At 61.8% G+C, this 22,093-nt stretch carries 17 protein-coding genes; 7 read left to right on the top strand and 10 right to left on the bottom strand.

The window, feature by feature from the left end:
* Positions 1 to 17: 17 nt before the first annotated feature.
* Together MA04_RS18215 and MA04_RS18210 are read left to right on the top strand one after the other, a co-directional pair.
* Positions 18 to 725: a response regulator transcription factor gene (locus tag MA04_RS18215; protein ID WP_449355856.1), complete on the top strand. Its 708-nt coding sequence runs from the start codon at positions 18 to 20 to the stop codon at positions 723 to 725.
* Positions 718 to 2,031, top strand: a complete 1,314-nt coding sequence (locus MA04_RS18210; RefSeq protein WP_262462028.1) for a sensor histidine kinase — start codon at positions 718 to 720, stop codon at positions 2,029 to 2,031. The genes MA04_RS18215 and MA04_RS18210 overlap by 8 nt, the downstream gene beginning before the upstream one ends.
* Before the next feature lie 136 nt (positions 2,032 to 2,167).
* On the opposite strand, the gene MA04_RS18205 is transcribed toward MA04_RS18210, so the two are convergent.
* From MA04_RS18205 to MA04_RS18170, 8 genes are all read right to left on the bottom strand, one after another.
* Entirely contained in the window at positions 2,168 to 2,647 is a 480-nt protein-coding gene (locus MA04_RS18205) for a hypothetical protein (protein ID WP_163126986.1), read from the bottom strand.
* Positions 2,648 to 2,782: 135 nt separating this feature from the next.
* The gene (locus MA04_RS18200; RefSeq protein ID WP_163126985.1) at positions 2,783 to 3,745 is read right to left on the bottom strand and encodes a beta propeller repeat protein; all 963 of its coding nucleotides are present in this window, start codon (positions 3,743 to 3,745) and stop codon (positions 2,783 to 2,785) included.
* 73 nt (positions 3,746 to 3,818) lie between these two features.
* Entirely contained in the window at positions 3,819 to 5,033 is a 1,215-nt protein-coding gene (locus tag MA04_RS18195) for a hypothetical protein (RefSeq protein WP_262462026.1), read from the bottom strand.
* A 39-nt stretch (positions 5,034 to 5,072) separates the two neighbouring features.
* On the bottom strand, positions 5,073 to 5,423 hold the full coding sequence (locus MA04_RS18190; protein WP_163126984.1) for a hypothetical protein: 351 nt from the start codon (positions 5,421 to 5,423) through the stop codon (positions 5,073 to 5,075).
* Between the two features lie 128 nt (positions 5,424 to 5,551).
* Positions 5,552 to 6,550: a DUF4150 domain-containing protein gene (locus tag MA04_RS18185; protein ID WP_262462023.1), complete on the bottom strand. Its 999-nt coding sequence runs from the start codon at positions 6,548 to 6,550 to the stop codon at positions 5,552 to 5,554.
* On the bottom strand, positions 6,540 to 7,898 hold the full coding sequence (locus MA04_RS18180; protein WP_262462021.1) for a DUF2169 family type VI secretion system accessory protein: 1,359 nt from the start codon (positions 7,896 to 7,898) through the stop codon (positions 6,540 to 6,542). The genes MA04_RS18185 and MA04_RS18180 overlap by 11 nt, the downstream gene beginning before the upstream one ends.
* Before the next feature lie 3 nt (positions 7,899 to 7,901).
* Positions 7,902 to 10,040 carry a type VI secretion system Vgr family protein gene (locus MA04_RS18175; protein WP_163126981.1) on the bottom strand — a complete coding sequence of 713 codons (2,139 nt, stop codon included), beginning with the start codon at positions 10,038 to 10,040 and terminating at the stop codon, positions 7,902 to 7,904.
* A 678-nt stretch (positions 10,041 to 10,718) separates the two neighbouring features.
* On the bottom strand, positions 10,719 to 11,483 hold the full coding sequence (locus MA04_RS18170; protein WP_262462019.1) for a GntR family transcriptional regulator: 765 nt from the start codon (positions 11,481 to 11,483) through the stop codon (positions 10,719 to 10,721).
* 346 nt (positions 11,484 to 11,829) lie between these two features.
* On the opposite strand from MA04_RS18170, the gene MA04_RS18165 reads away from it, so the two are divergent.
* From MA04_RS18165 to MA04_RS18145, 5 genes are read left to right on the top strand one after another with little or no spacing between them, the layout of a single operon-like run.
* Positions 11,830 to 13,521, top strand: coding sequence for an L-lactate permease (locus MA04_RS18165; protein WP_262462018.1), 1,692 nt, complete (start codon positions 11,830 to 11,832; stop codon positions 13,519 to 13,521).
* Positions 13,522 to 13,534: 13 nt separating this feature from the next.
* Entirely contained in the window at positions 13,535 to 14,356 is an 822-nt protein-coding gene (locus MA04_RS18160; protein WP_262462016.1) for a (Fe-S)-binding protein, read from the top strand.
* On the top strand, positions 14,353 to 15,792 hold the full coding sequence (locus MA04_RS18155) for a LutB/LldF family L-lactate oxidation iron-sulfur protein (protein WP_262462014.1): 1,440 nt from the start codon (positions 14,353 to 14,355) through the stop codon (positions 15,790 to 15,792). The genes MA04_RS18160 and MA04_RS18155 overlap by 4 nt, the downstream gene beginning before the upstream one ends.
* Entirely contained in the window at positions 15,789 to 16,460 is a 672-nt protein-coding gene (locus MA04_RS18150; protein WP_262462013.1) for a LutC/YkgG family protein, read from the top strand. Before MA04_RS18155 ends, MA04_RS18150 begins: the two co-directional genes overlap by 4 nt.
* Positions 16,457 to 19,282 (top strand): FAD-binding and (Fe-S)-binding domain-containing protein, encoded by a 2,826-nt coding sequence (locus MA04_RS18145; protein ID WP_262462012.1) that lies wholly within the window; start codon positions 16,457 to 16,459, stop codon positions 19,280 to 19,282. Before MA04_RS18150 ends, MA04_RS18145 begins: the two co-directional genes overlap by 4 nt.
* A 137-nt stretch (positions 19,283 to 19,419) precedes the next feature.
* Here the strand turns inward: MA04_RS18145 and MA04_RS18140 are convergent, their stop codons facing one another.
* Complete coding sequence (locus MA04_RS18140; RefSeq protein WP_262462011.1) at positions 19,420 to 20,256, bottom strand: hypothetical protein; 837 nt, start codon at positions 20,254 to 20,256, stop codon at positions 19,420 to 19,422.
* A 61-nt stretch (positions 20,257 to 20,317) separates the two neighbouring features.
* Positions 20,318 to 21,844: a fumarate hydratase gene (locus MA04_RS18135; protein ID WP_163126973.1), complete on the bottom strand. Its 1,527-nt coding sequence runs from the start codon at positions 21,842 to 21,844 to the stop codon at positions 20,318 to 20,320.
* Positions 21,845 to 22,093: the final 249 nt, after the last annotated feature.

The following is a 22,093-nucleotide window of genomic DNA, read 5'->3' as shown; positions in this document are numbered from 1 at the left end:
TTCACGGGAGGGGCACCATGATCCAGTTGGCGGGCTGTAACCACCTGCAAGTTTTGATCATCGAGGACAACAGTGCCCTGGCGGGCAACCTGTTCGATTACCTGGAAGCCCGTGGTCATTATCCGGATGCGGCACCAGACGGTCTGTCCGGACTGCATCTGGCCACCCACAACCACTACGATGTCATCGTCCTGGATTGGATGTTGCCACGCCTGAGCGGGCTCGATTTCCTGAAACGCCTGCGCGACGAAGCCGGCCTCGCCACGCCGGTGCTGATGCTCACGGCCAAGGACCAACTGCCGGACAAAATCGCCGGCTTCGAGGCCGGCGCCGACGACTATCTGATCAAACCTTTCGCTCTGGCGGAACTGGAAATCCGCCTGCGCGTCCTGGTCAGCCGGGGCTGGGATGCCGGCTCCGCCGACCTCTGCGTGGGTGACTTGCGGTTTGACCCTCAGACACTGGAAATCAAACGCGGCGGTCGCATGCTTTCCCTGCCGCCGGCCGGTCGGCGGCTGCTGGAAGTTTTGATGCGGGCATCCCCCAAAGTCGTGCCCCGGGAAAAACTGGAGTCCACTCTCTGGGGCGACGGCCCGCCGGATCAGGATATTCTGCGCTCGCACATGTACCACCTGCGCAAGGTGGTGGATCGTCCATTCAGCAGAAAGCTGATTCACACGGCGCCCCGGGTGGGTTACCGGTTGTGCCAGCTAGACCATGAATAGCTGCCGGCATACCAGTCTTCGCCGGCGGATCAACAGCAGCTTCCTGCTGGTGATCATCCTTTTGACCGCCGTCATCGCCTTCCATAGCTACCTGTCCCAGTCCCTGCTGGAAAGCCAGTACTGGCGCATTATTCTGGAATCCACCCTGGCGGATCTGGACGCCGACAAACCTCTGAAAACCAGGAAGTTGCCGCAGGTCGGCCCTTTGCGTGGCTGGTACGTTCCCGCCAGGCAAGGGGAAGAATCCGTCCCTCCGCCCTTTCGTGATTTGCCCCTGGGATTCCAGAGCCGACAAATTGAGTGGCAAGGGCGTACCTATGTGGCTCTGGTCCACCCCAATGACACCGAGCGAGTGGTGCTGGCGCTGGATATCACGGAACTGGAAACACAACAAAATCAGGGTGCCCTGCTCGGCGCGGTGATCGCCGCCATCAGCCTGATGTTGGCGATTCTGCTGGTACGCTCACTGGCCCGACGCCTCTCCGCGCCGGTCAAGGACATCGCCAAACGCATGGCGTCCCTGGATCCACGAGAGGCCGGCGCCCGTCTGCCGGTCGACTACAAGGAGATCGAGATTCATCACATCGCCGTGGCGGCCAACGGCTACCTCGATCGCGTCGACAGTTTCATTGAACGGGAGCGGCAATTGATCGACCAGGCCAGTCACGAATTCCGTACCCCCATCGCCGTGATCGCCAGTGCGGTGGATGTGCTCGATACCCTGCCAGAGTTGCCGTCCACCGCCCGCCGTCCGCTTCACCGCATCCGCGAAACCGTGGACAATCTGCATGAGATCATGGCGGCTCTGTTGTTCCTGTCACGGGAGCAACCTGCGGATAACGGCACCCGGGAGTGGTGCGACCTGCGTGAACTTCTGCCCGCGCTGGTCCGCGATCATCAACATCTGGTATCGAACAAGCCGGTGGCTTTCGAGCTCGCCTCCCTGCCCGCCATCGTCTTGAACGCGCCCGCCGCCATGCTTCGTATCGCTGTTAGCAACCTGCTCCGCAATGCCGCCGAGAACACTCACCAAGGGTTCATCGGAATCGATGTCAATACCGAGGAAGGCGTGCTTCTGCGGGTCACCGATACCGGCGTGGGCTTCGACCCGGAACAGGTTGCCCGGGACTACACCCAGAGTCTGCGCGCCCAGCCCGCCCCGGGAACAGGCCCGGGGCTCGGCTTATTTCTGAGCCAGCGGATCTGCGAACATTTTGGTTGGAGACTGAGTTTCGATTCGATGCCGGGAGGAGGCACCCGGGCCACTCTCGATCTGAGTAACAGTGTCGCTACACCCCAGCTGTAGGAGCCAGCCCTGCTGGCGAATCGTTCCATCATCCGGGCAACCCATTTGCCGGCAGGGCTGGCTCCTACAGTAGCACTGCAGCCCACCCTGAGTTCATAGCGATTAGCGCTCAAGAGAGGAACAGAGGCGGGGATTATCAGACTTCAACAGGCATGAACCTGACGAAGATGATCTCCCTGCTTTTGATATCCAGCTTGATATTAACGGTGATGTTCGGGATAAGGCCATCGTAGGTCAAAAAGTGGCCACCGAAGAACTCCCCGCTATAGCCCGGCTCTCCCAGCAGCGACACAATGTCACTCCCCGTCATATCCATTCTTAAGCCCAGCGGCAAATTACTGGTAAAAGGCCCGATATCGTCCTCGTACTTCGGATTCTGTGCGGTGACATCCTCCAGAAACAGCAGACCGTCACTACGTGGCTTGCCATAAGTTTCGGCATAGGAAGAGGTGAACTGCAAAACGACCGTACCGTTGTCGGCCAACAGCTCCGCGGAGGGCAGATCCTCGGCCGTCAGCCTTTGTTCGACCCCTGATCCGATCAGGAAATCATCGAGTTCCGGATAGCTCGAGGCATGCCCTATAAAATCAATAGCCCTTTTGATATTCACACTCATAAAAATCGGACCACGCAGGATTAAAAGTCAACCGGCCAAGGGGTATGAATAATCAGGTCCAGTAGCAAATTCAACTTTCTTCCTCGAATTCAGCCATGACCATTTCCAAGTTGATGTGCTTTATCAAAACCGAACTTATCGATTATTCGGATGTTCAAAGCACTCCCATTCGTTGCCGTCGAAGCGAAGCAGCTTTTTCGGCGAAAGAGCCCAAAGAACACCATCCCTGGCTTCAATATCGGAGACGTCTCTCAGGTTCAGTTGGTCACTGATATCCAGACGCTCCGGGTTCAGGTTCCGCATGGAATAAATACCGTCGTCAGCGGAAAGATAAACCGCACCCTCATAGGACGTTATGGATAAAAAGTCCCACTCCGAGGTCTTGCGAGCAATGACTTTGAATCCCTCCCGCGCGTTACCTCGCAAGATCGTCCCCGCACTCCCTGCGATCCATAGTTCCGAAGGCGATACGACATGAATACAATTCAGATGAGAGCCGGTAACGCGATCCAGCCGGCTCCACTCCCTGCCATCGTAGTGAGCTATAAAGCCATCGCTGCCGACGACATAAAGGTCATCCTCATCCGGACCGTTGACGTCGTAAAGCGCAATCTCATTATCCATCGCATCGATCATGCTCTGGATCATTCGCTGTCGCTCTTCTTCCGTTGTCCCCGAAGAGGGCTGAACGGAAGTGGGAGCCTGCAGCAAACCGGCATCACAATGCTCCCAACCCGCATCCATCCTCCTGTAGACCTGGCCACCATGGCCGCAAACGTACAGGTGTTTTCCCAGCTTGCGAATTCTGTTCACCGGACCATGATTCGGGCCGCCTTCCTTATCGCCCGCATCGTCTATCACTTCAACGATGGTGCCATCCCGGCTGTAGCATTCGACCTCGCCGTCTATGTTGAGCGCATAGGCTTTTCGCGTTTCGTTGACCATCGGCTCCGGGAAACACGTTGAGACCACCTCCCAGTTCGGCAGCTCATGATAGAACCATTTCTCTTCCGTCTGATCCTGGTAAATAAACATCACGGAATAAGGCGCATCTTCCGACTCGGTCCAAACGTCCGGGGAAGAAGCGATGTAGTACATATCCCGATTTATTGCGCAGCCATTTACGAATGTAATCGGTGAGCCTTTAGTGTCTGACATAGTATTGCCTTTTCTAGAATTCCCCGGGGCCTTCACTACCCAAGTCGCCAAACGACAGTTCACGCGTCAGCTTGCCACTCTTATTAGCCCTGACTTTGAAGTCCGGCCCCATTCCTTTCGCCTGATGGTAAGCGCGTAACTGAGCCGCAAGGCTGGATGTCTTGCAACCAGTAACCGAAGCAGCAGCTTTAGCTCCCGCCATCTCTAAAGCAAGCAGGCTGGCCGTTCCCGGAGGGGAACCAAGTGCGCCGATTCCAGGCTCATACTTTTGATCGTATAGTCGGTGCACTCGGGTATGCTGGCTTCTCGTCAGGCAGATCACAAGGCCCTCCGACTCGGATAAGCCACCGGGAATCTGACGTCTTCCCGGGCCCTTACGACCTCCGAGTCTGAACGCCCGATCAGGAACGACATGATGCCCGATCTTCTTTTCTGCTTTACAGGTGTCGGGCCGGTAAGGCCTGAGAACACATTTCCCCCGCCCCTTGGTTTTACCGCCATCGCCTTTCCCATCTTTACCACCACCGCTAGCCGGCGCATCGTCGGCTTTCTTGGCGGTCTGCTCAGCGGCCTCCTCCGCCACTTCCTTACCCGCCTTGGCCGTTCCCTCCAGTGCCTGAGCTCCTTTACGCACGCCCTTGGCGGCGGTGGCGCCCCAGCCGGCGAAGGGAATCATGGCGGCGGCGGACAGGGCGGCACCGGCATAATCGCCGCGCGCCAGACTGACCAGGGCATTGATACCGTCGGCCACCTCTCCGACCACGGGAATCAAGCCCACGCCATCCAGGGCTAACTGGGTGCCGTCCAGAATACCTTCACCGTTCCGGGACCAGAACCCTTCTTCCTCCCCGGTTTCCGGCTCCACCGGAGGATTGGCCTCACTGGCCGGCCCCGGGGTGGCGCCGGTTTCGCCGACCACTCGCCCTATGGTGTTGCCACCGCCGTGGCTCTGAATGGAGCGATTCTGCCGGCCAATGGGCGCTTCCTCTTCTTCCTCGTCCGGCGGTTCGAACTCCGGCAGATCCAGTTCCGGGTGCGCCTCCCGATAGGCCGCATAGTCATCATAGCTGAGCAGCTCCCGGGACAACGGCGTTTCAATGGTTTCATCCGCCGGGAACACTTCCATGAGAACCCCTTCGGTTCTGGGGTTCACATGCAGCCAATCTCCGTTCGGCAGTTCCCGCCCCGCGTAGATTGTTATCGGATCCAAAACGATTACGTCATCCATCTCCGGCATCCTTTCCCATAGCCGCTCCGGTCCCGGTGCTTATCGGCCCCGCACCTTGACGATGATGACGTCCGCGACCCGCCAGCGACCGTCTTTGTCCAAGGCAATCGGCGCATGGAAAAAACGCATCAGCGGCGCCCGCGGCATCTGTTGCCGTTCGAACACCGGCCTCCCGGAAATCTCCGTGAGGCGCCAGCCACCTATCCTGGCCACACCGTCTTCGCTAATCATGGGCGCGGAATGATCACGCAGCTCGCCGATAAGGAAGCCGTAGTCCTGCTCCGGCTTTTTTTCGGACAGGACTTCAATCAGGTTCGCTTTGAGCGCTTCCAGATCCGCCATGGTGAGCGGGTGGGCGCCATCGGCGGTATTCACTTCAATACTGGTCATGGTGGTATCCATCGGCGGGAGCTGCCCGCTGTTATTTCCGTTGTTGTTTCCAACGCAGGCCTGAGTCAGGGCGGTCAGGCACAAGAGACCCAATAAAAACGAGCAACGCTCCATGGCCCTGAGCATATTCATTCCTCCTCAGGCGGGGTGTCGCCTTCACCCGGGCACTTCCACACCGAGCGGGGTACTTTTCTTTTACGGGCCGTCTCCTCCTGTCCCGCTATGCGGTCTCCTTTCTCTGGTGCCCGCGTCGTGCCATCGCTCAATTGCACATCACCGGAAGCGTTCACTCCCACCGGAAAAGCCGCGTTTGGATCCGCCGGAATAGGATAAGTCTCTTGTACGAATCGCTCGATGTCATCACTGTTAGGCACGAGCGCGCCATCCGCGTTGGTGGTCCGGAACTCGAACCCGTCGATGTTCGGGGCTGGCATCCCTCGTTCAATGGCCCACGCCTCGGTTCTGTAGTAGGCATCTTCCTCCATCGCCTGCCAGCTCATGGACGGGTCCTGATGTTTATGTATCAACTCGTGATAGGCGGTGGTCGCGGCGGCCTGCGCGGACCCGGTCGCCAGCATCAATAGAGAATCGCCCCCCCAGGAGCCGCCGCCAGGAAAGCGGTCAACAATCCATTCGCTACCGTCGTAGATAAGGTCGTCATAGTAGATATCATCGGCAATGTAGACATCGGTCTTGGCCAGATCGTCCACCACGTCCTTATCCTTGGGACACAGCACCTTCAATAGCTCGGCAATGGTCCAGTTGCCACCATGGCTGCCGTTCATCCAGAATTCGTCGTCATGGCGAACGATCGGTTTGCCTTGCACAAAGACACTGCTGCTGCGCCCCTTGGGCCAGCTCGCCGCCCCCACCGTACCACTCTTCACCCCCTTGGCACTGCCGGCGGCATCGCCCAGGGTTTTCGATACCAGGCTGGCGTCGAACAGCACCAATTCATGGCCGTTGGCACGCACCGTGGCCGCGGTCTTGCCGCTCTGTGCCAGCTCGGCGGTGACCGGGTACGGCACCGGCGGCGTGCTGCTGCCCATGGGCGTCTTGCAGACATCCGGGGCCAGGCTCACCACCTTCCAGCCACCTTGCTTGCGGGCGATGTAATCATCCGCCATCCGTGGTTTCCTCCACCTCGATCCCGGCCTTCACCAGCGGCGCTTCCGGATCGGTCTCAAACCGGGCTTCGATCACGCGTACCGGCGTCCCCTGGGGAATCGAAATCCGGTGGGTCACATGCAGTTCCATGGTTTCGGTATCGACGATCAGGGTGTCGGTCAGCAGCGGCATCGGCACCATGGCGCCATTCTCCATGCGCAACAAAACAAAGGGCTTGTGTTGCGGCAGCTCGGTTCGCAAATAGCCGCGCGGCGTTTGCGACGGGTCGGTCAGATGCCACAGTTCGATGCGCGTCCCCGGCAGCGGATACTCGATCTGCTGATCCGCTGGCGCGCCATTCCAATAGGCGAAATCGAAATCCTCCGGCAAACCGGGCCAACGCCGTTTCAACCACTCATCGTCGTAACTCCCGGCATGAGCCAGTCTTGGCGCCCAGGCACGACCGACGATACCAAACCCCGCCGGCGTGGCGCCGTACCCGGCGGCCAGACTCGCCATTGCCCTGGCGTCCTGTTCACCTTCCGGATGACGGCCCTGAACCAGCTCACTGCATGGCTGTTGTGGATCTTCAATTCGCGGCGCCGGCAGCCGGGTCAGCGATTGACCGGCCTTGTTCGCCAGGCGGCGATGACGGCGCTCGATCCAGCCACACCCCAAGGGGTTGCTGAAACAGACTTCATTGAGCCAGTGAGAAGGCGCGGATGGATTGCCGGCACGGTCGGGATTGGCGACTTCACTACGCCCGCCAAAGGCATATTCCCAGCGCAACGGCACCGTCCGGGCGCGGGCCGGGCGGGACAACCACCAGCGGCCCCAGCGGCGTTTGAAATGACGCTCCCCGGTGACTTGGAGCACCTTGTCCATCAGCACGCGGGTGGTGGGCGCCTGCAATCGAGTCCGCTCCGCCTGCTGAAGCTCAAGCTTCCACTGATCCCGCTGTTTTTCCGACAACGGCATACGGGGATTGAGCGGCCGCGGCGGTGGTGTCTGTATATTCGCGGGAGCCACCGGCAGACTCAACTTGAAGCGCACCCGCCATGATCGGGACGGCTTGCCCCCGGGAGCATGAGCCTGCCCTCTGAGCAAGACATCGCACTTGGGTTTGTACGGCGCCAGGTCGCTTTCCTCGAAAGCACTGGAGTGCCCCGGCTCCCCGTAGTAACGGTCTTCCATACACAAAGGCAGCGGCTCATCGTCCATCACCCGGGCATGGAACACGCCGGCTTCGTTGTCATCGGGAACAAGACGGTAGCCCACCTTCATCGCGATGATGCGATGCTCGGCGCCGGCCGGATCCAGACCACCGTAGCAAAGCGCATCGAAAGGCGTGAGGTTGCGGAATTCCATCGGTCAGTTGATATCCACGTCCTTGCCGATGATGTGAACCGGCCCGCTGGCGCCAAACTCAAACTGCACGCCGTTGATGCGCACGGTGCCATCGGACTTCATCACCAGCGAGGATTTGCCAACGGTGATGGACAGCTCATCCCGCGCATTGATGGTGAAACGCTTGCCCACCAGAACCGATTTATTGATGCCCACCTGCTCCGACTGGGACAGCCCCACCGTGGTGTTCATGGCCGCGCCCACGGAAACCTGATAAGCCCCGCCGATGGTCAGCGCCTTGGCCAGGGCCACGGTTTCCGCCTTGGCCTGTTTGATCAGTTCGGTCTGATTACCGCCGATCACCACATTCTCATTGTCGCCCACGTCCTCGGTGCGATTGGCGCCAATGGAAATGGTCTCGTTCTGGTCCACCCGTTCGGTGCGGTTGTTGTGCACGGTGATGGTTTCATCACGATCCACGGTTTCGGTGCGGTCGCGCTTGATGTGGCTGGTTTCATCGCGGTCGATGGTTTTGCTGCGATCCTGACCGACCCAGTGGGTCTCGTCGTTCTCGACTTCAATATCCTGATTCTTTTCCGCGTGGATCCAGAGCTGCTCCTCGCCCTTCTTGTCCTCGAAGCGGATGGCATTGGCGTTGTCATAGCCGCCGCCCTGGCTGGAACGGGTCAGAATCCCGGTCTGGGTTTTGTTGGCGGGCAGATCCCAGGGCGGCATATTGGCCTGGTTATAGACCCGGCCGGTGATGATCGGCTTGTCCGGGTCACCGTCCAGAAACTGGACCAGAACTTCCTGACCAATGCGCGGCACCGCCATGAAACCGAAGCGCTCGCCGGCCCAGTTCGATGCCACCCTGACCCAACAGGAACTGGCCTCGTTATTCTGGCCTTCGCGGTCGAAGTGAAACTGCAGCCGCACCCGCCCATACTCGTCGCAATAAATTTCCTCGCCGCTGGGGCCCACCACGGTGGCGGTCATCAGCCCGTACAGCTTGGGCTGCTGACTGTTGAAGCCGCGCCCGGGCCGCCAGGGCACTTTCTTGCGCAGACACTGGAAGCGGTTTTCGTATTGGGAAACCGACTCCTTGCCGAGGTAGTTGTTGCGCGCCTGATGATGCGTCTCCACCACCAGGAACTGGTGGTCGCTTTCCTCTTCCACATCATGGTCGAAATGATCCACCAGTCCGAACCAGCGGCCCGGCTGCAACCGGCTGCAATCGCCCTCGCCCTGGAACACCTTGGCGTGGGCCTCGATTTCCTCCATGCGGCGACGGCTCTGCATTTCTCCGCTTTCCCGGGCCTTGAAACCATAGGCCCCGGCGTATTCGTAAACCTCCAGGTCCGGCACCATGCCCTGATCATTGACGGTGGCGGCGCTGGCCATCTGCGGTTGCGGATTCTTGAAGTTGAAACTGGCGGCGCTGTAAGCGGTGGACGCCAGACGGCGATGGGCGAACCACTCACTGATGGCGTCGCTGACCCGGCTGCCTCCTTCCTTGTGATAGCGCACCCGCTGCGAGCCATCGACGGGGTCCGAGGTGGCGGAGTCATCACTGAGCACCAGGGTGTGGCCGTCGGCCCGATGCTCGTACCAGTAATACCAGCCTCGCTCCTCCCAGCGTCGATGCAGATAGTTGTAGTCGGATTCATCCCACTGCATGGCGAAGGTGAGCGTGGCATCGTCCTCCGGCTTGATAAAATGAGTACGATAGTCCCGCAATGGATAATCCGCGAAGACCTCCGCGGTCTGATCCGCCACGGTCTGGTTCTGGAACAGGTAATTATCCTTACGCAACTTCAGGAAACTGAGCCACGGCCCCAGCTGCATTTCATAGGTAGCGTAGCCGCCGTCGGTGCCGCGTCGGGCAAACTCGAAAACATAACCGTTGAAATAACGAAGCGAACCGTCCTTGCGCACCAGTTCCAGGGTCACCATGCGGCCAATGAAACTTTTGGCATGCAGATGGGCATCATCGGATATCAGCGTCACCGTGTAGCTGAAATCCCGGCACAGGCCTTCCGTCGCATCCAGTTGCTCCGGCAGCAGTACCGCATCCGGCCCATCGTTATGGGGAAACTTCAGTCGCAGCAAGCGATTGTGCTGCTCGTTGATCAAGGAACGAAAAGCTTGCACAAGCATGCTCATGGCGCCGCTCTACGGTGTTGGGAAAGAGGGGAATCAGAAGAAGTGCGCGGAAAGATCACAGATGGAACGCTCCCTGTTGATGATGTCATTCCCATATCCGTAATAGGAATATCTCAGCTCGTCTTTTTCTTTTATACCACCAAGTTTGTCAACCAAATAACCACAACGAACAGGCCTTTATAAAGGGGTTATAACTGACCATAAAGCGTCATGATCCCACCCGTTGAAGACAGCTCGATGACAGTAAGGAAAGTGAATCGTATCAAAGCGCTAACGCCGGTTCTTCGGCGCTGAATGAGGAAGTTTGCCGGTACGGCATAAAACATTTTCATAATCCCGACAGACGTCAAGCGACCATTCTTCGTCGCACAAGCGAAATTCGCCGTCCTGTTTTTGTGATGGCGATCACGTTCACCAAAGCGGGTTCCCACGGACCAGACCACGAAGCCGCTGCTGGAAGCTTGCCTGCAGCGAATACCCCACATCAGAGGCCGCATTCGCCAGCAGGCTGGCTCCCACAGTTTGCCCTACGAAGCCGCTGTGGGAAGCTTGCCTGCAAGCGAACACCCCACATCAGAGGCCACATTCGCCAGCAGGCTGGCTCCCACAGTTTGCCCTACGAAGCCGCTGTGGGAGCTTGCTTGCAAGCAAGCTTCCCACGGCGGGTATACCGGGCCCTCAACGCCGCCCGCGGCGCTCGGCCCGCTCCACTCGTTGCGCCTGCTGGCGCGCTTCATCGAGCACTTCGCGCACGTAGCTGATGTGATTCTGCGCCACCGCGCGGGCGTCCTCCGCGCGCTGTTCAAGGATGGCGTCGAGAAGCTGACGGTGCTGGGCCAGCAACATGTCGCGGGTTTCGTCCCGCTGTTCGTACATGCCGCCGATGTTGGTGACCACATTGTGCTTGAGCAGCTCGAACAGACCGCGAATGGTATGCAGCAGCACGGCGTTGTGGCTGGCTTCGGCAATGGCCAGATGGAAGGCGGCATCGGCGGCGCCTTCCTCGGCGCGAGCCACCTTGGCGTCGCTATAGCAGCGATGCAGGGTCTCGAACGCATCGCGCAGACGCTGGCGATCCAGTTCCGTGGCCCGCTGCGCGGCGTAATAGGCGCAGGCCCCTTCCAGGGTGTGACGAAATTCCAGCAGATCCTGCTGGGCGGCGCTGTGCTTTTCCAGCAGATGCAGCAACGGATCACTGAAAGTGGAACCCAACTGCTGGGCCACGAAAGTGCCGCCGCCCTGGCGGCTGGTCAGCAGGCCCCGCACCACCAGCTGCTGAATCGCTTCACGCAGGGAGGGCCGCGACACACCGAACTGCTCCGCCAGGGCGCGTTCCGCCGGCAAACGCTCTCCGGCCTTGAAACTGCCCTCCAGAATCATCGTTTCCAACTTCTCCACGATCTCATCGGAAAGTCGCCGATGACGGACTTGTCCCGTATTCATACTCACCTCGAGAATTGGCCTTACCAATTAAATTATCCTGCGATTATCCAAATCTTCACGCCAGCCGGCCCCCCGATCACCCGGAACCCTCTGAAAAACGCCCCGTCATCCCGGGCTTGACCCGGGATCTCCCTCCGCAGGGCACATAGCTTCGTAGAAGGAGATGCCGGATCAAGTCCGGCATGACGTTTTCAGAGGCTCCCTGGACAAAGGTCGTACCGATCCCTGGCTTGACGCACCAAGGATCAGCTTTTAGGCTAGTTTTTCAATTTGGATAATTGGTAAGACCAATTTACACAAACCCTTTCGACGATGCAAACAACAATACCAAGGAGACTTTCGCGCCATGCAACCTGGCCTGCTTGCTCTTTTCGCCTTCTCTCCCATCGTTCTTGCCGCACTACTGCTGATTGGCCTGCGCTGGCCTGCCCGTCGCGCCATGCCGGTGGTGTACCTGTTCTCCGCCATGGTGGCCCTGTTGGTCTGGGACATGAGTTTCAACCGCCTGCTCGCCTCCACGCTTCAAGGGCTGGTGATCACTCTGGGGTTGTTGTGGATCATCTTCGGTGCGCTGCTGCTGCTCAACACACTCAAGCATTCCGGCGCCATTGCCGTGATTCATAAGGGCTTCACCACACTCAGCCCGGACCGTCGCATTCAGGCCATCGTCATCGCCTGGTTGTTCGGCAGTTTCATCGAGGGCGCCTCCGGATTCGGCACCACCGCCGCCATCGCCGCGCCCTTGCTGGTGGCGATCGGTTTCCCGGCCCTGGCGGCGGTACTGATGGGCATGCTGGTGCAAAGCACCCCGGTTTCCTTCGGCGCCGTCGGCACGCCCATTGTGGTCGGCGTCACCAGCGGTCTGGACAGCGCCGCCCTGAGCCTCGAGCTGACCGAGCGCGGTTCCAGCTGGGAGCAGTTTCTGCAGCAGATCACCAGTAGCGTGGCCATCACCCACGCCCTGGTGGGTACCATCATGCCGATGATCATGGTGTTGATGCTGACCCGCTTTTTCGGCAAGGACAAAAGCTGGAAAGCCGGCTTCGAAGTGCTGCCGTTCGCGTTGTTCGCCGGCCTTGCCTTCACTCTGCCCTATCTGGCCACCGGCCTGCTGCTCGGCCCGGAGTTCCCGTCCCTGCTCGGCGGCCTGATCGGCCTGGCCATCGTCACCACCGCCATTCGTTTGAACTTCCTGGTCCCCAAACAGCAGTGGGATTTCGCCGACCGCGAGCACTGGCCACGGCAGTGGCTGGGCAGCCTGGAAATCAAGGTGGCGGATTTGACCGGCCGCCCCATGGGCACCCTGCGCGCCTGGCTGCCCTACGTGCTGGTCGGGGTATTGCTGGTGATCAGCCGGGTGTTCCCGGAAATCGGCGCGGCGTTGAAGAGCGTGGCCATCGGCTGCAGCGACCTGCTCGGGGAAACCGGCATCAGCGCCAACGTCCAGCCGCTGTATCTGCCCGGCGGCATCCTGGTCACGGTGGTGGCCATCACCTTTTTCCTGCACCGCATGAAACCCGCCGCCCTGGGCGCGGCGGTGAAGGAATCCTCCGGCGTTCTGCTCAGCGCCGGGTTCGTGTTGTTGTTCACCGTGCCGATGGTGCGGATTCTGATCAACTCCGGCGTCAATGCCTCGGATCTGCCTAGCATGCCGATTGCCATGGCCCGCTACGTAGCGGATAGCGTCGGCGGCATTTACCCCCTGTTCGCGCCCGCCGTGGGCGCGCTGGGGGCTTTTTTGGCCGGTTCCAACACGGTCAGCAACATGATGTTCAGCCAGTTTCAGTATGGCGTTGCCCACAGCCTGGGGCTGTCCGGTGCCATGATGGTGGCGGCCCAGGCGGTCGGCGCCGCCGCCGGTAACATGGTGGCGATCCACAATGTGGTGGCCGCCTCCGCCACCGTCGGCCTGCTCGGTCAGGAAGGGGCGACTTTGCGCAAAACCATCTGGCCGACGTTTTATTATGTGATGATGACAGGACTGATCGCCCTGGTGGCGCTCTACCTCCTCGGTGTCACCGACCCGCTGGTTCAATGAAGGAATCACCGCCATGAACGCTCCCCGCACCTTCGTTCCCCAGGCCACCCGCACTGCCGAGCCGGACGCGGCGCCCCGGACTTATCCCGAGCACAAACCCGAGCGGATTTATCTGTTCGGTACCTGCGTGGTGGATCTGTTTTTCCCGGAGGCCGGCATGGATGCCATACGGTTACTGGAACGGGAGGGGATTCAGGTGGTTTTTCCCCAGGCGCAAAGCTGCTGCGGCCAGCCGGCCTACACCAGCGGCTACACCGATCAGGCGCGCGAAGTGGCGCGCGCGCAGCTGGCGCTGTTCGACCAGGACTGGCCGGTGGTGGTGCCTTCCGGTTCCTGTGCCGGCATGTTCCGCCATCATTACCAGGAGCTGTTCGCCGGCGAGCCCGATACCCTGGCACGGGCCAGGGCCGTGGCGGAACGCACCTATGAACTGGCGGAGTTCCTGCTGCATGTTTGCCGGGTTGAGTTGCACGATCAGGGCCCGCCCACCGAGGTGGCCCTGCACACCTCCTGCAGCGCCCGCCGGGAAATGCACACTCACCATCACGGCCGCGCTCTGCTCGATCAGTTGTCCGGGGTACGCCGAGTGGACCATGATCATGAAAGCGAGTGCTGCGGTTTCGGCGGCACTTTCTGTGTGCGCATGCCGGATATTTCCGGCGCCATGGTGGCGGACAAGACCCGTTCCCTGCGCGACAGCGGCGCCACCCGCGTGGTGAGCGCGGACGCCGGCTGCCTGATGAACATCAACGGCGCCCTGAAAAAACAGCGGGCGCCCCTGCAAGGTCAGCATCTGGCCAGCTTTCTTTGGCAACGCACCGGAGGCCAGCCATGAGCCAGCCCGCGCGCATCCCGCTACGGGATGAATTCAACAGCCGCGCCCGTGATGCGCTGGGGGACGCCCAACTCAGACGCAATTTTCGCGGTGCCATGGACTCGCTGATGGAGAAGCGCGCCGCCGCCTTCAGCGACGCCGACGAGCGCGAACGGTTGCGCACCCTGGGCAATCACATCCGCGCCCGCGCGCTGTCCCGGCTGCCGGATCTGTTGGAGCAACTGGAAAGCAATCTCACCGCCAACGGCATCCAGGTGCACTGGGCGGAAACCACCGAGCAGGCCAATCGCATCGTCCTCGACATCGCCGAGCGCCGCCAGGCCAGGCAGGTGATCAAGGGCAAGTCCATGGTCAGCGAGGAGATGGACATGAACCATGTCCTCGCTGACCACGGTATCGAGTGTCTGGAATCGGACATGGGCGAGTACATCATTCAGCTCGACCACGAGAAGCCCTCGCACATCATCATGCCGGCGATCCACAAGAACGCCGATCAGGTGGCCCGGCTGTTCGAACGGGAACTGGGCGAACCCTACACCCGCGACGTCAACGAATTGATTCAGACTGGCCGCCGGATACTGCGGCAAAAATTCTTTGACGCCGACATCGGTGTCTCCGGCGTCAATTTCGCGGTGGCCGAAACCGGCACCCTGGTGCTGGTGGAAAATGAAGGCAACGGCCGCATGAGCACCACCGTGCCCAAGGTGCACATCGCCGTCACCGGCATCGAAAAAGTGGTGGCGCATCTGCGTGATGTAGTGCCGCTGCTCTCGTTGCTGACCCGCTCCGCCCTGGGGCAGCCGATCACCACCTACATCAACATGATCTCCCGTCCGCGCCAGGCCGGCGAGCGCGACGGGCCGGAAGAAGTGCATCTGGTGCTGCTCGACAACGGTCGCAGCCAGGCCTTCGCCGACGGTGAACTGCGGCAGACCCTGAACTGCATCCGCTGCGGCGCCTGCATGAATCACTGCCCGGTGTACACCCGCGTCGGCGGCCACACCTATGGCGAGGTCTACCCCGGCCCCATCGGCGCCATCATCACCCCGCACCTGGTCGGCCTGGACAAAGTGCCGGACCATCCCAGCGCGTCTTCCCTCTGCGGCGCCTGCGGCGAAGTCTGCCCGGTGCGGATTCCGATTCCATCGCTGTTGCGGCGCTTGCGCGAAGAGAACGTGTCCCGTCCGGACCCCGGGCACGCGGTGATGCGCGGCCAGGGCAGCAAATACTCGGCACTGGAGAGTACCGTCTGGAAGCTCTGGCGCACGCTGTACACGCGCCCGCTGCTGTACCGGCTGTTCCGCTTCTTCGCCACCCGCTTGCGCGCGCTGACACCCTCGCGTCTGGGCCCCTGGACCGAGCACCGCGGCGCCCCCAAACCCGCCGCCCGTTCCCTGCACGAACTGGCCCGCAAACATCTGGAGCAGTCCCGATGAGCGCCAAAGCCCGCATTCTCGACAAACTCCGGCACAGCCTGGCCGGCACCGAAGCACTGCCGGACGATTTCGACGAGACGCTGGTCACCGAACCCTGGCGCTATCCGCCGGAGCAGCGCATGGCCCGCTTGCGGGAATTGATGGAAGCAGTGCGCACGGAAATTCACCTCACCGACCAGACCCGATGGCCAGCCCTGCTCGCCGATCTGCTCGCGAAAAAGCAACTGACCCGCCTGCTGATCGCGCCGCGGACCGACCACGGCCGGCAGCTGAGCGAGCACTGGCAGCACCGTTCCGATGCGCCGGCGTTACACGCCTACGACCGGCCCGTGGAAGAGTGGAAACACGAGCTGTTCCATGACACCCCGGCCAGTCTCACCGGCACGGTAGGCGCCATCGCCGCCACCGGCAGTCTGATTCTGTGCCCGGACCGCCACGAACCGCGCTTGATGAGTCTGGTGCCCCCGGTGCATTTCGCGCTACTGCGCGCCAGCACCATCCATGACAATCTCTATGAAGCCCAGCGCGCCTTGAACTGGCGCGCCGGCATGCCCACCAACGCGCTGTTGATTTCCGGCCCGTCCAAGACCGCCGACATCGAGCAGGTACTGGCCTACGGCGCCCACGGCCCCAAGGACCTGGTGGTACTGATTCTGGAGGACGCATGACCGCTGCCGACCATGGCCCGCTGCCCGCCCCTTTTCTACGGGCGGTGGAAACCCTGATTCCCGCCTCACGGCGTTTCGACGATCCGTTGTCCACTCTGGCGTTCGGCACCGACGCCAGCTTTTACCGTCTGATACCGAAACTGGTGGTCCGGGTGGAAACGGAAGCGGAAGTGGTGGCGCTGCTGAAACTGGCCGGCGAGCATGCCGTGCCAGTGACATTCCGCGCCGCCGGCACCAGTTTGTCCGGCCAGGCCATCAGTGATTCCGTGCTGATCGTGCTGGGCGACCAGTGGAACGGCCGGGATATTCGCAACGACGGCGCACAGATCCGCCTGCAACCCGGCGTCATCGGCGCCCAGGCCAACGCCTGGCTGGCGCCGCTGGGCCGCAAGATCGGCCCGGATCCGGCGTCCATCAACGCCGCCAAGATCGGCGGCATCGTCGCCAACAATTCCAGCGGCATGTGCTGCGGCACCGCCCAGAACACCTACCACACCCTGGCCGGCATGCGCCTGGTGCTGGCCGACGGCACCGTGCTCGACACCGAGGACGCGGACAGCGTCAGGCGCTTCCGGCAAAGTCACGCCACCCTGCTCGAACAATTGGCGGCACTGGGCCGGGAGACCCGCGCCGACAACGCCTTGAGCAGCCGCATCCGTCACAAATACCGTCTCAAGAACACCACCGGCCTGTCCCTGAACGCGCTGGTGGATTACGACGATCCGCTGGATATTCTCACCCATCTGATGGTGGGCTCCGAAGGGATTCTTGGCTTCATCAGCGCGGTCACCTACGACACCGTGCCGGAGTACCCGCACCGGGCCAGCGCCCTGATCGTGTTCCCCGACGTGGACACTTGCTGCCGGGCGGTGCCGGTGCTGAAGCAACAACCGGTGTCGGCGGTGGAATTGCTCGACCGCCGCAGTCTGCGCTCGGTACAGGACCAGCCGGGCATGCCCGGCTGGGTGCCGGGCCTGTCCGATGGCGCCTGCGCCTTGCTGATCGAATCCCGCGCCGCCGCCGAAACCCTGCTGCTGGAACAGTTACAAGGTATTCGTCAGGCCCTCGCCGCCTTCGCGGTGGAGAAGCAGGTGGATTTCAGCACCGATGCGGCGGTGAACGAGCAACTCTGGGCCATCCGCAAAGGCACCTTTCCGGCGGTGGGCGCGGTGCGGCCCACCGGCACCACGGTGATCATCGAGGACGTGACCTTCCCGGTGGAACAACTCGCCGACGGCGTGCGCGGTCTGCTCGCCCTGTTCGACAAACACCGCTACGACGAAGCGATCATCTTTGGCCACGCCCTGGAAGGCAATCTGCATTTCGTGTTCACCCAGGGCTTCGACGACCCGGCCCAGGTACAACGCTATGAGGCCTTCATGGGCGACGTGGCCAAACTGGTGGCGGAAGACTTCGGCGGCGCGCTCAAGGCCGAGCACGGTACCGGCCGCAACATGGCGCCCTTCGTGGAACTGGAATGGGGCCGCGACGCCTATCAGCTGATGTGGAAAATCAAACGGCTGCTCGACCCCGCCGGTATCCTCAACCCGGATGTGGTGTTGTCCGAGGACCCGCGCATTCACCTGAAACATCTCAAGCCGCTGCCCGCCGCCAACGAGATCGTCGACAAGTGCATCGAGTGCGGCTTCTGCGAACCGGTGTGCCCTTCCCGCGGCCTGACCCTGACACCGCGCCAGCGCATCGTGGTATGGCGGGACATTCAGGCCAAACGCCGCGACGGAGCCGGCGCCACCGCGCTCTGGAACGACTATCTGTATCGCGGCATCGATTCCTGCGCGGCCACCGGCCTGTGCGCCCAGCGCTGCCCGGTGGGCATCAACACCGGCGATCTGGTGCGTGAATTGAGAGCCGGACAGGCCCGGCACACCGGCACCGCCGACCGGCTGGCCGATCATTTCAGCGGCGCGCTCGGCGCCACCCGGATCACTTTGCGCGGCGCCACCACCGCGCAAAAACTGCTCGGCGGAGAACGGCTGCAAACGCTTGCCAATGGCCTGCGGCGGCTGTCCGGCGACCGCATCCCGATGTGGACGCCGGCCATGCCGCAAGCCACCTCCCTGCCCCGCCATCACCATCTTTCCGCCGGGCAGCGTCCGCGCGTGGTCTATCTGGCCGCCTGTGTCTCCCGCGCCATGGGGCCGTCGCTGAACGACCGGGAGCAGGTGCCGCTGATCGACAAAACCCGGGCGCTGCTGGAAAAAGCAGGCTTCGAGGTGGTGTTCCCGGAAGATCTGGACAGCCTGTGCTGCGGCCAGCCTTTCGCTTCCAAAGGCTATCCGGAACAGGGGGACCGTAAACGGGATCAATTGGCGGCGGCGCTGCTGAAAGCCAGCCGCGATGGCGAGGATCCGATTTATTGCGACACCAGCCCCTGTACCTTGCGGCTGGTCCAAGGCGGCCTGGATCCGAGATTGAAGCTGTACGACCCGGTTAAGTTCATCCGCGAGCAGCTGTATTCCCGGCTCACGTTTTCACCACTGGACACGTCGGTGGCGGTGCACGTCACCTGCAGCACGCAGCATCTTGGGGAAAGCGCGGGGCTGATCGACATAGCGCGTCGCTGTGCCCGGGAAGTGGTGGTACCGGAAGGGATTCACTGCTGCGGCTTCGCCGGGGACAAAGGCTTCACCACCCCGGAACTCAACGCCCACGCCCTGCGCGATCTGCGCGACACCGTGCGGCATTGTGACGAGGGCATCTCCACCAGCCGCACCTGCGAGATCGGTCTCAGCCATCATGGCGGCATTGATTATCACGGGCTGGTGTATCTGGTGGACCGGGCGACCACGGCGCGGCCCTGAATTCCGCGGGCGATTCGCTGCCAAGGCAGCTTCCCACAGAAAAGACTACGAAGCCGCTGTGGGAAGCTTGCTTGCAAGCGAATAACCCCACAAAACCAATTCGCCAGCAGGCTAGCTCCCACAGAACGCACGGCTCCCTACAACCGCCCATCCACGTCATAACACTGCCCCGCCACCAGGTTCTGGGCCAGCATGAAGCGGTCCTGGGCGTTGGTGGCCCGCAGTTCGGCCACACTCAGGGATTGCAGCATCCAGGTGTTCCAGACACTGACGAACTGGGTGTCGATATCCACATCGCCCCGGGGCATGGTGGCGTTGAGCGCGCGCACCGACAGGCTGTCGCCCTCCCATTGCATCTCATAACCTTCATTGGGATAAGCCACTTCGAGACAGGAAAGGAATTCCTTCATGGAGCGTTCCGAGGGCTGCCCGATGGCATAGGCCAGGGGCTGGTCCGGCACTTCTCTGAGCACTTGCAGGATATGCGCATCCGCCATCCGCTCGCGCAGCTGCGCCATGGCATCCTCGGCGGCGGAGTCGTTGCGGGCCTCGGCCTCTTCCCGCGCCTGAGCAATGGCACGGCGCACCTGCTCGCGGCGGCGCTCCCGCCGTTCACGTTCCAGCCGCGCCTGAATGGTGGCATCCCAGGCCTCGGACACCAATCGATCCAGTTCCTGGTCCTGTTCGCGGACGTCCAGCACCCGGCGCACCCGGGCGCCGCAGCGGGCGATCAACTGTGCTCGCTGGTCATTGGGCAGCCAGCGGTCCCCCCGCCAGGCCGCGGCCAGCTCGTCACAGGCCGAGTCCGCAACCCCCAATCGGTTCTGGGTGACATAGTCCAGGCCGGCCACCGTGGCCGGCGCCGGCGCCAGACCGAGCCAGCCGCCGGCGGTTTGCCGCAGACCGGCGCAGCCACCCAGCAGCAGGGCGCACAACGCCAATGCCCCCCATCGAGACAACGCAAGAGTATTCATAGTGGTCTGTCTGACGCGTTCCGCCCCGAGAGGTTCCCCCCGGGGCGGAAGCGAGGCAGGATTACGCCGACTTCTTGGCGGCGATCTTCTCTTTCCAGATCACCGGGCCGGTCTTGTGTACCGATTCGCCGTTGGAATCCACCGCCACGGTCACCGGCATGTCTTCCACCTCGAATTCGTAGATCGCTTCCATGCCCAGGTCCTCGAAAGCCGCCACGCGGGACTTGCGGATCGCCTTGGACACCAGATAAGCGGCGCCGCCCACGGCCATCAGGTAAACCGCCTTGTTGTCCTTGATCGCTTCGATGGCGGTGTCGCCACGCTCGGCCTTGCCAACCATGCCGATCAGGCCGGTTTCCTCGAGCATGGTGCGAGTGAACTTGTCCATGCGGGTGGCGGTGGTCGGACCGGCCGGGCCCACCACTTCGTCGCCCACCGGGTCCACCGGGCCGACGTAGTAGATGAAGCGGTTGGTGAAGTCCACCGGCAGCTTCTCGCCCTTGGAGATCATGTCCACCATGCGCTTGTGGGCGGCGTCACGGCCGGTAAGCAGCTTGCCGGACAACAGCAGCGTGTCGCCGGGCTGCCAGGTCCGCACTTCTTCCGGGGTCACGGTGTCCAGGTTGACGCGCTTGGCGCCTTCGTCGTTGCCCCAGGCAATGTCCGGCCACTCTTCCAGATCCGGCGCCTTGAGATCCGCCGGGCCGCTGCCGTCGAGAATAAAGTGGGCATGGCGGGTAGCGGCGCAGTTGGGAATGATCGCCACCGGCTTGTTGGCCGCGTGGGTCGGATAATCCGCCACCTTCACGTCCAACACCGTGGTCAGACCACCCAGGCCCTGGGCGCCGATGCCCAGCGCGTTGACCTTCTCGAACAGCTCCAGGCGCAGTTCCTCGGCCCGGGTTTGCGGGCCACGGGCCTGCAACTCGTGAATGTCGATGGGATCCATCAGGGATTCCTTGGCGATCAGCATGGCCTTCTCGGCGGTACCGCCGATGCCAATGCCGAGCATGCCCGGCGGGCACCAGCCGGCGCCCATCTTCGGCACCTGCTCCAGCACCCAGTCGACGACGGAGTCGGACGGGTTGAGCATGGCGAACTTGGACTTCGCCTCGGAACCGCCGCCCTTGGCGGCCACGTCGATCTCCAGGGTGTCGCCGGGCACGATGGAATAGTTGATCACCGCCGGGGTGTTGTCCTTGGTGTTGGCGCGCTTGCCATCCGGATCGGCCAGCACCGAGGCGCGCAGCACGTTGTCCGGGTGGTTGTAGGCCCGGCGCACACCTTCGTTGATCATGTCGTCCAGAGACATGCTCTCTTCCCCGGAGGACGCTTCGAAGGTGACGTTCATGCCGACCTTGGCGAACACGGTGACGATACCGGTGTCCTGGCAGATCGGGCGGTGCCCCATGGCGGACATGCGCGAGTTCACCAGAATCTGCGCCATGGCGTCCTTGGCCGCCTTACTCTCTTCCTTCTCGTAGGCTTCCTTTACCGCGCGGATGAAGTCCACCGGGTGGTAATAGGAGATGTACTGCAGGGCATCGGCCACGCTTTGGATCAGATCGTCCTGGCGAATCACCGTCATTGGGGGCACTCCTGGCTGGAACGAGGGGCGCGCATTATAGCCCATGGCCGGGCGTGTCTCCACGGCACGAGGCCATGACGCTTGAGGTGGCTACACGGTCGCTGTGGGAGCCAGCCTGCTGGCGAATGGGGCACAGCGCCAAAAAGATTCGCCAGCAGGGCTCGCTTCTACAGACCGGGCTACAAAGCCGCTGTGGGAAGCTGCCTTGGCAGCGAATGGGGTTCGGCCGTCAAACAAGATACGGCCAAA

Source organism: Alloalcanivorax balearicus MACL04 (genome assembly GCF_025532145.1).
GTDB classification, from domain to species: Bacteria; Pseudomonadota; Gammaproteobacteria; order Pseudomonadales; family Alcanivoracaceae; genus Alloalcanivorax; species Alloalcanivorax balearicus.
The sequence above is the reverse complement of the archived record's forward strand: the minus strand, read 5'-3'. Positions and strand labels throughout refer to the sequence as shown.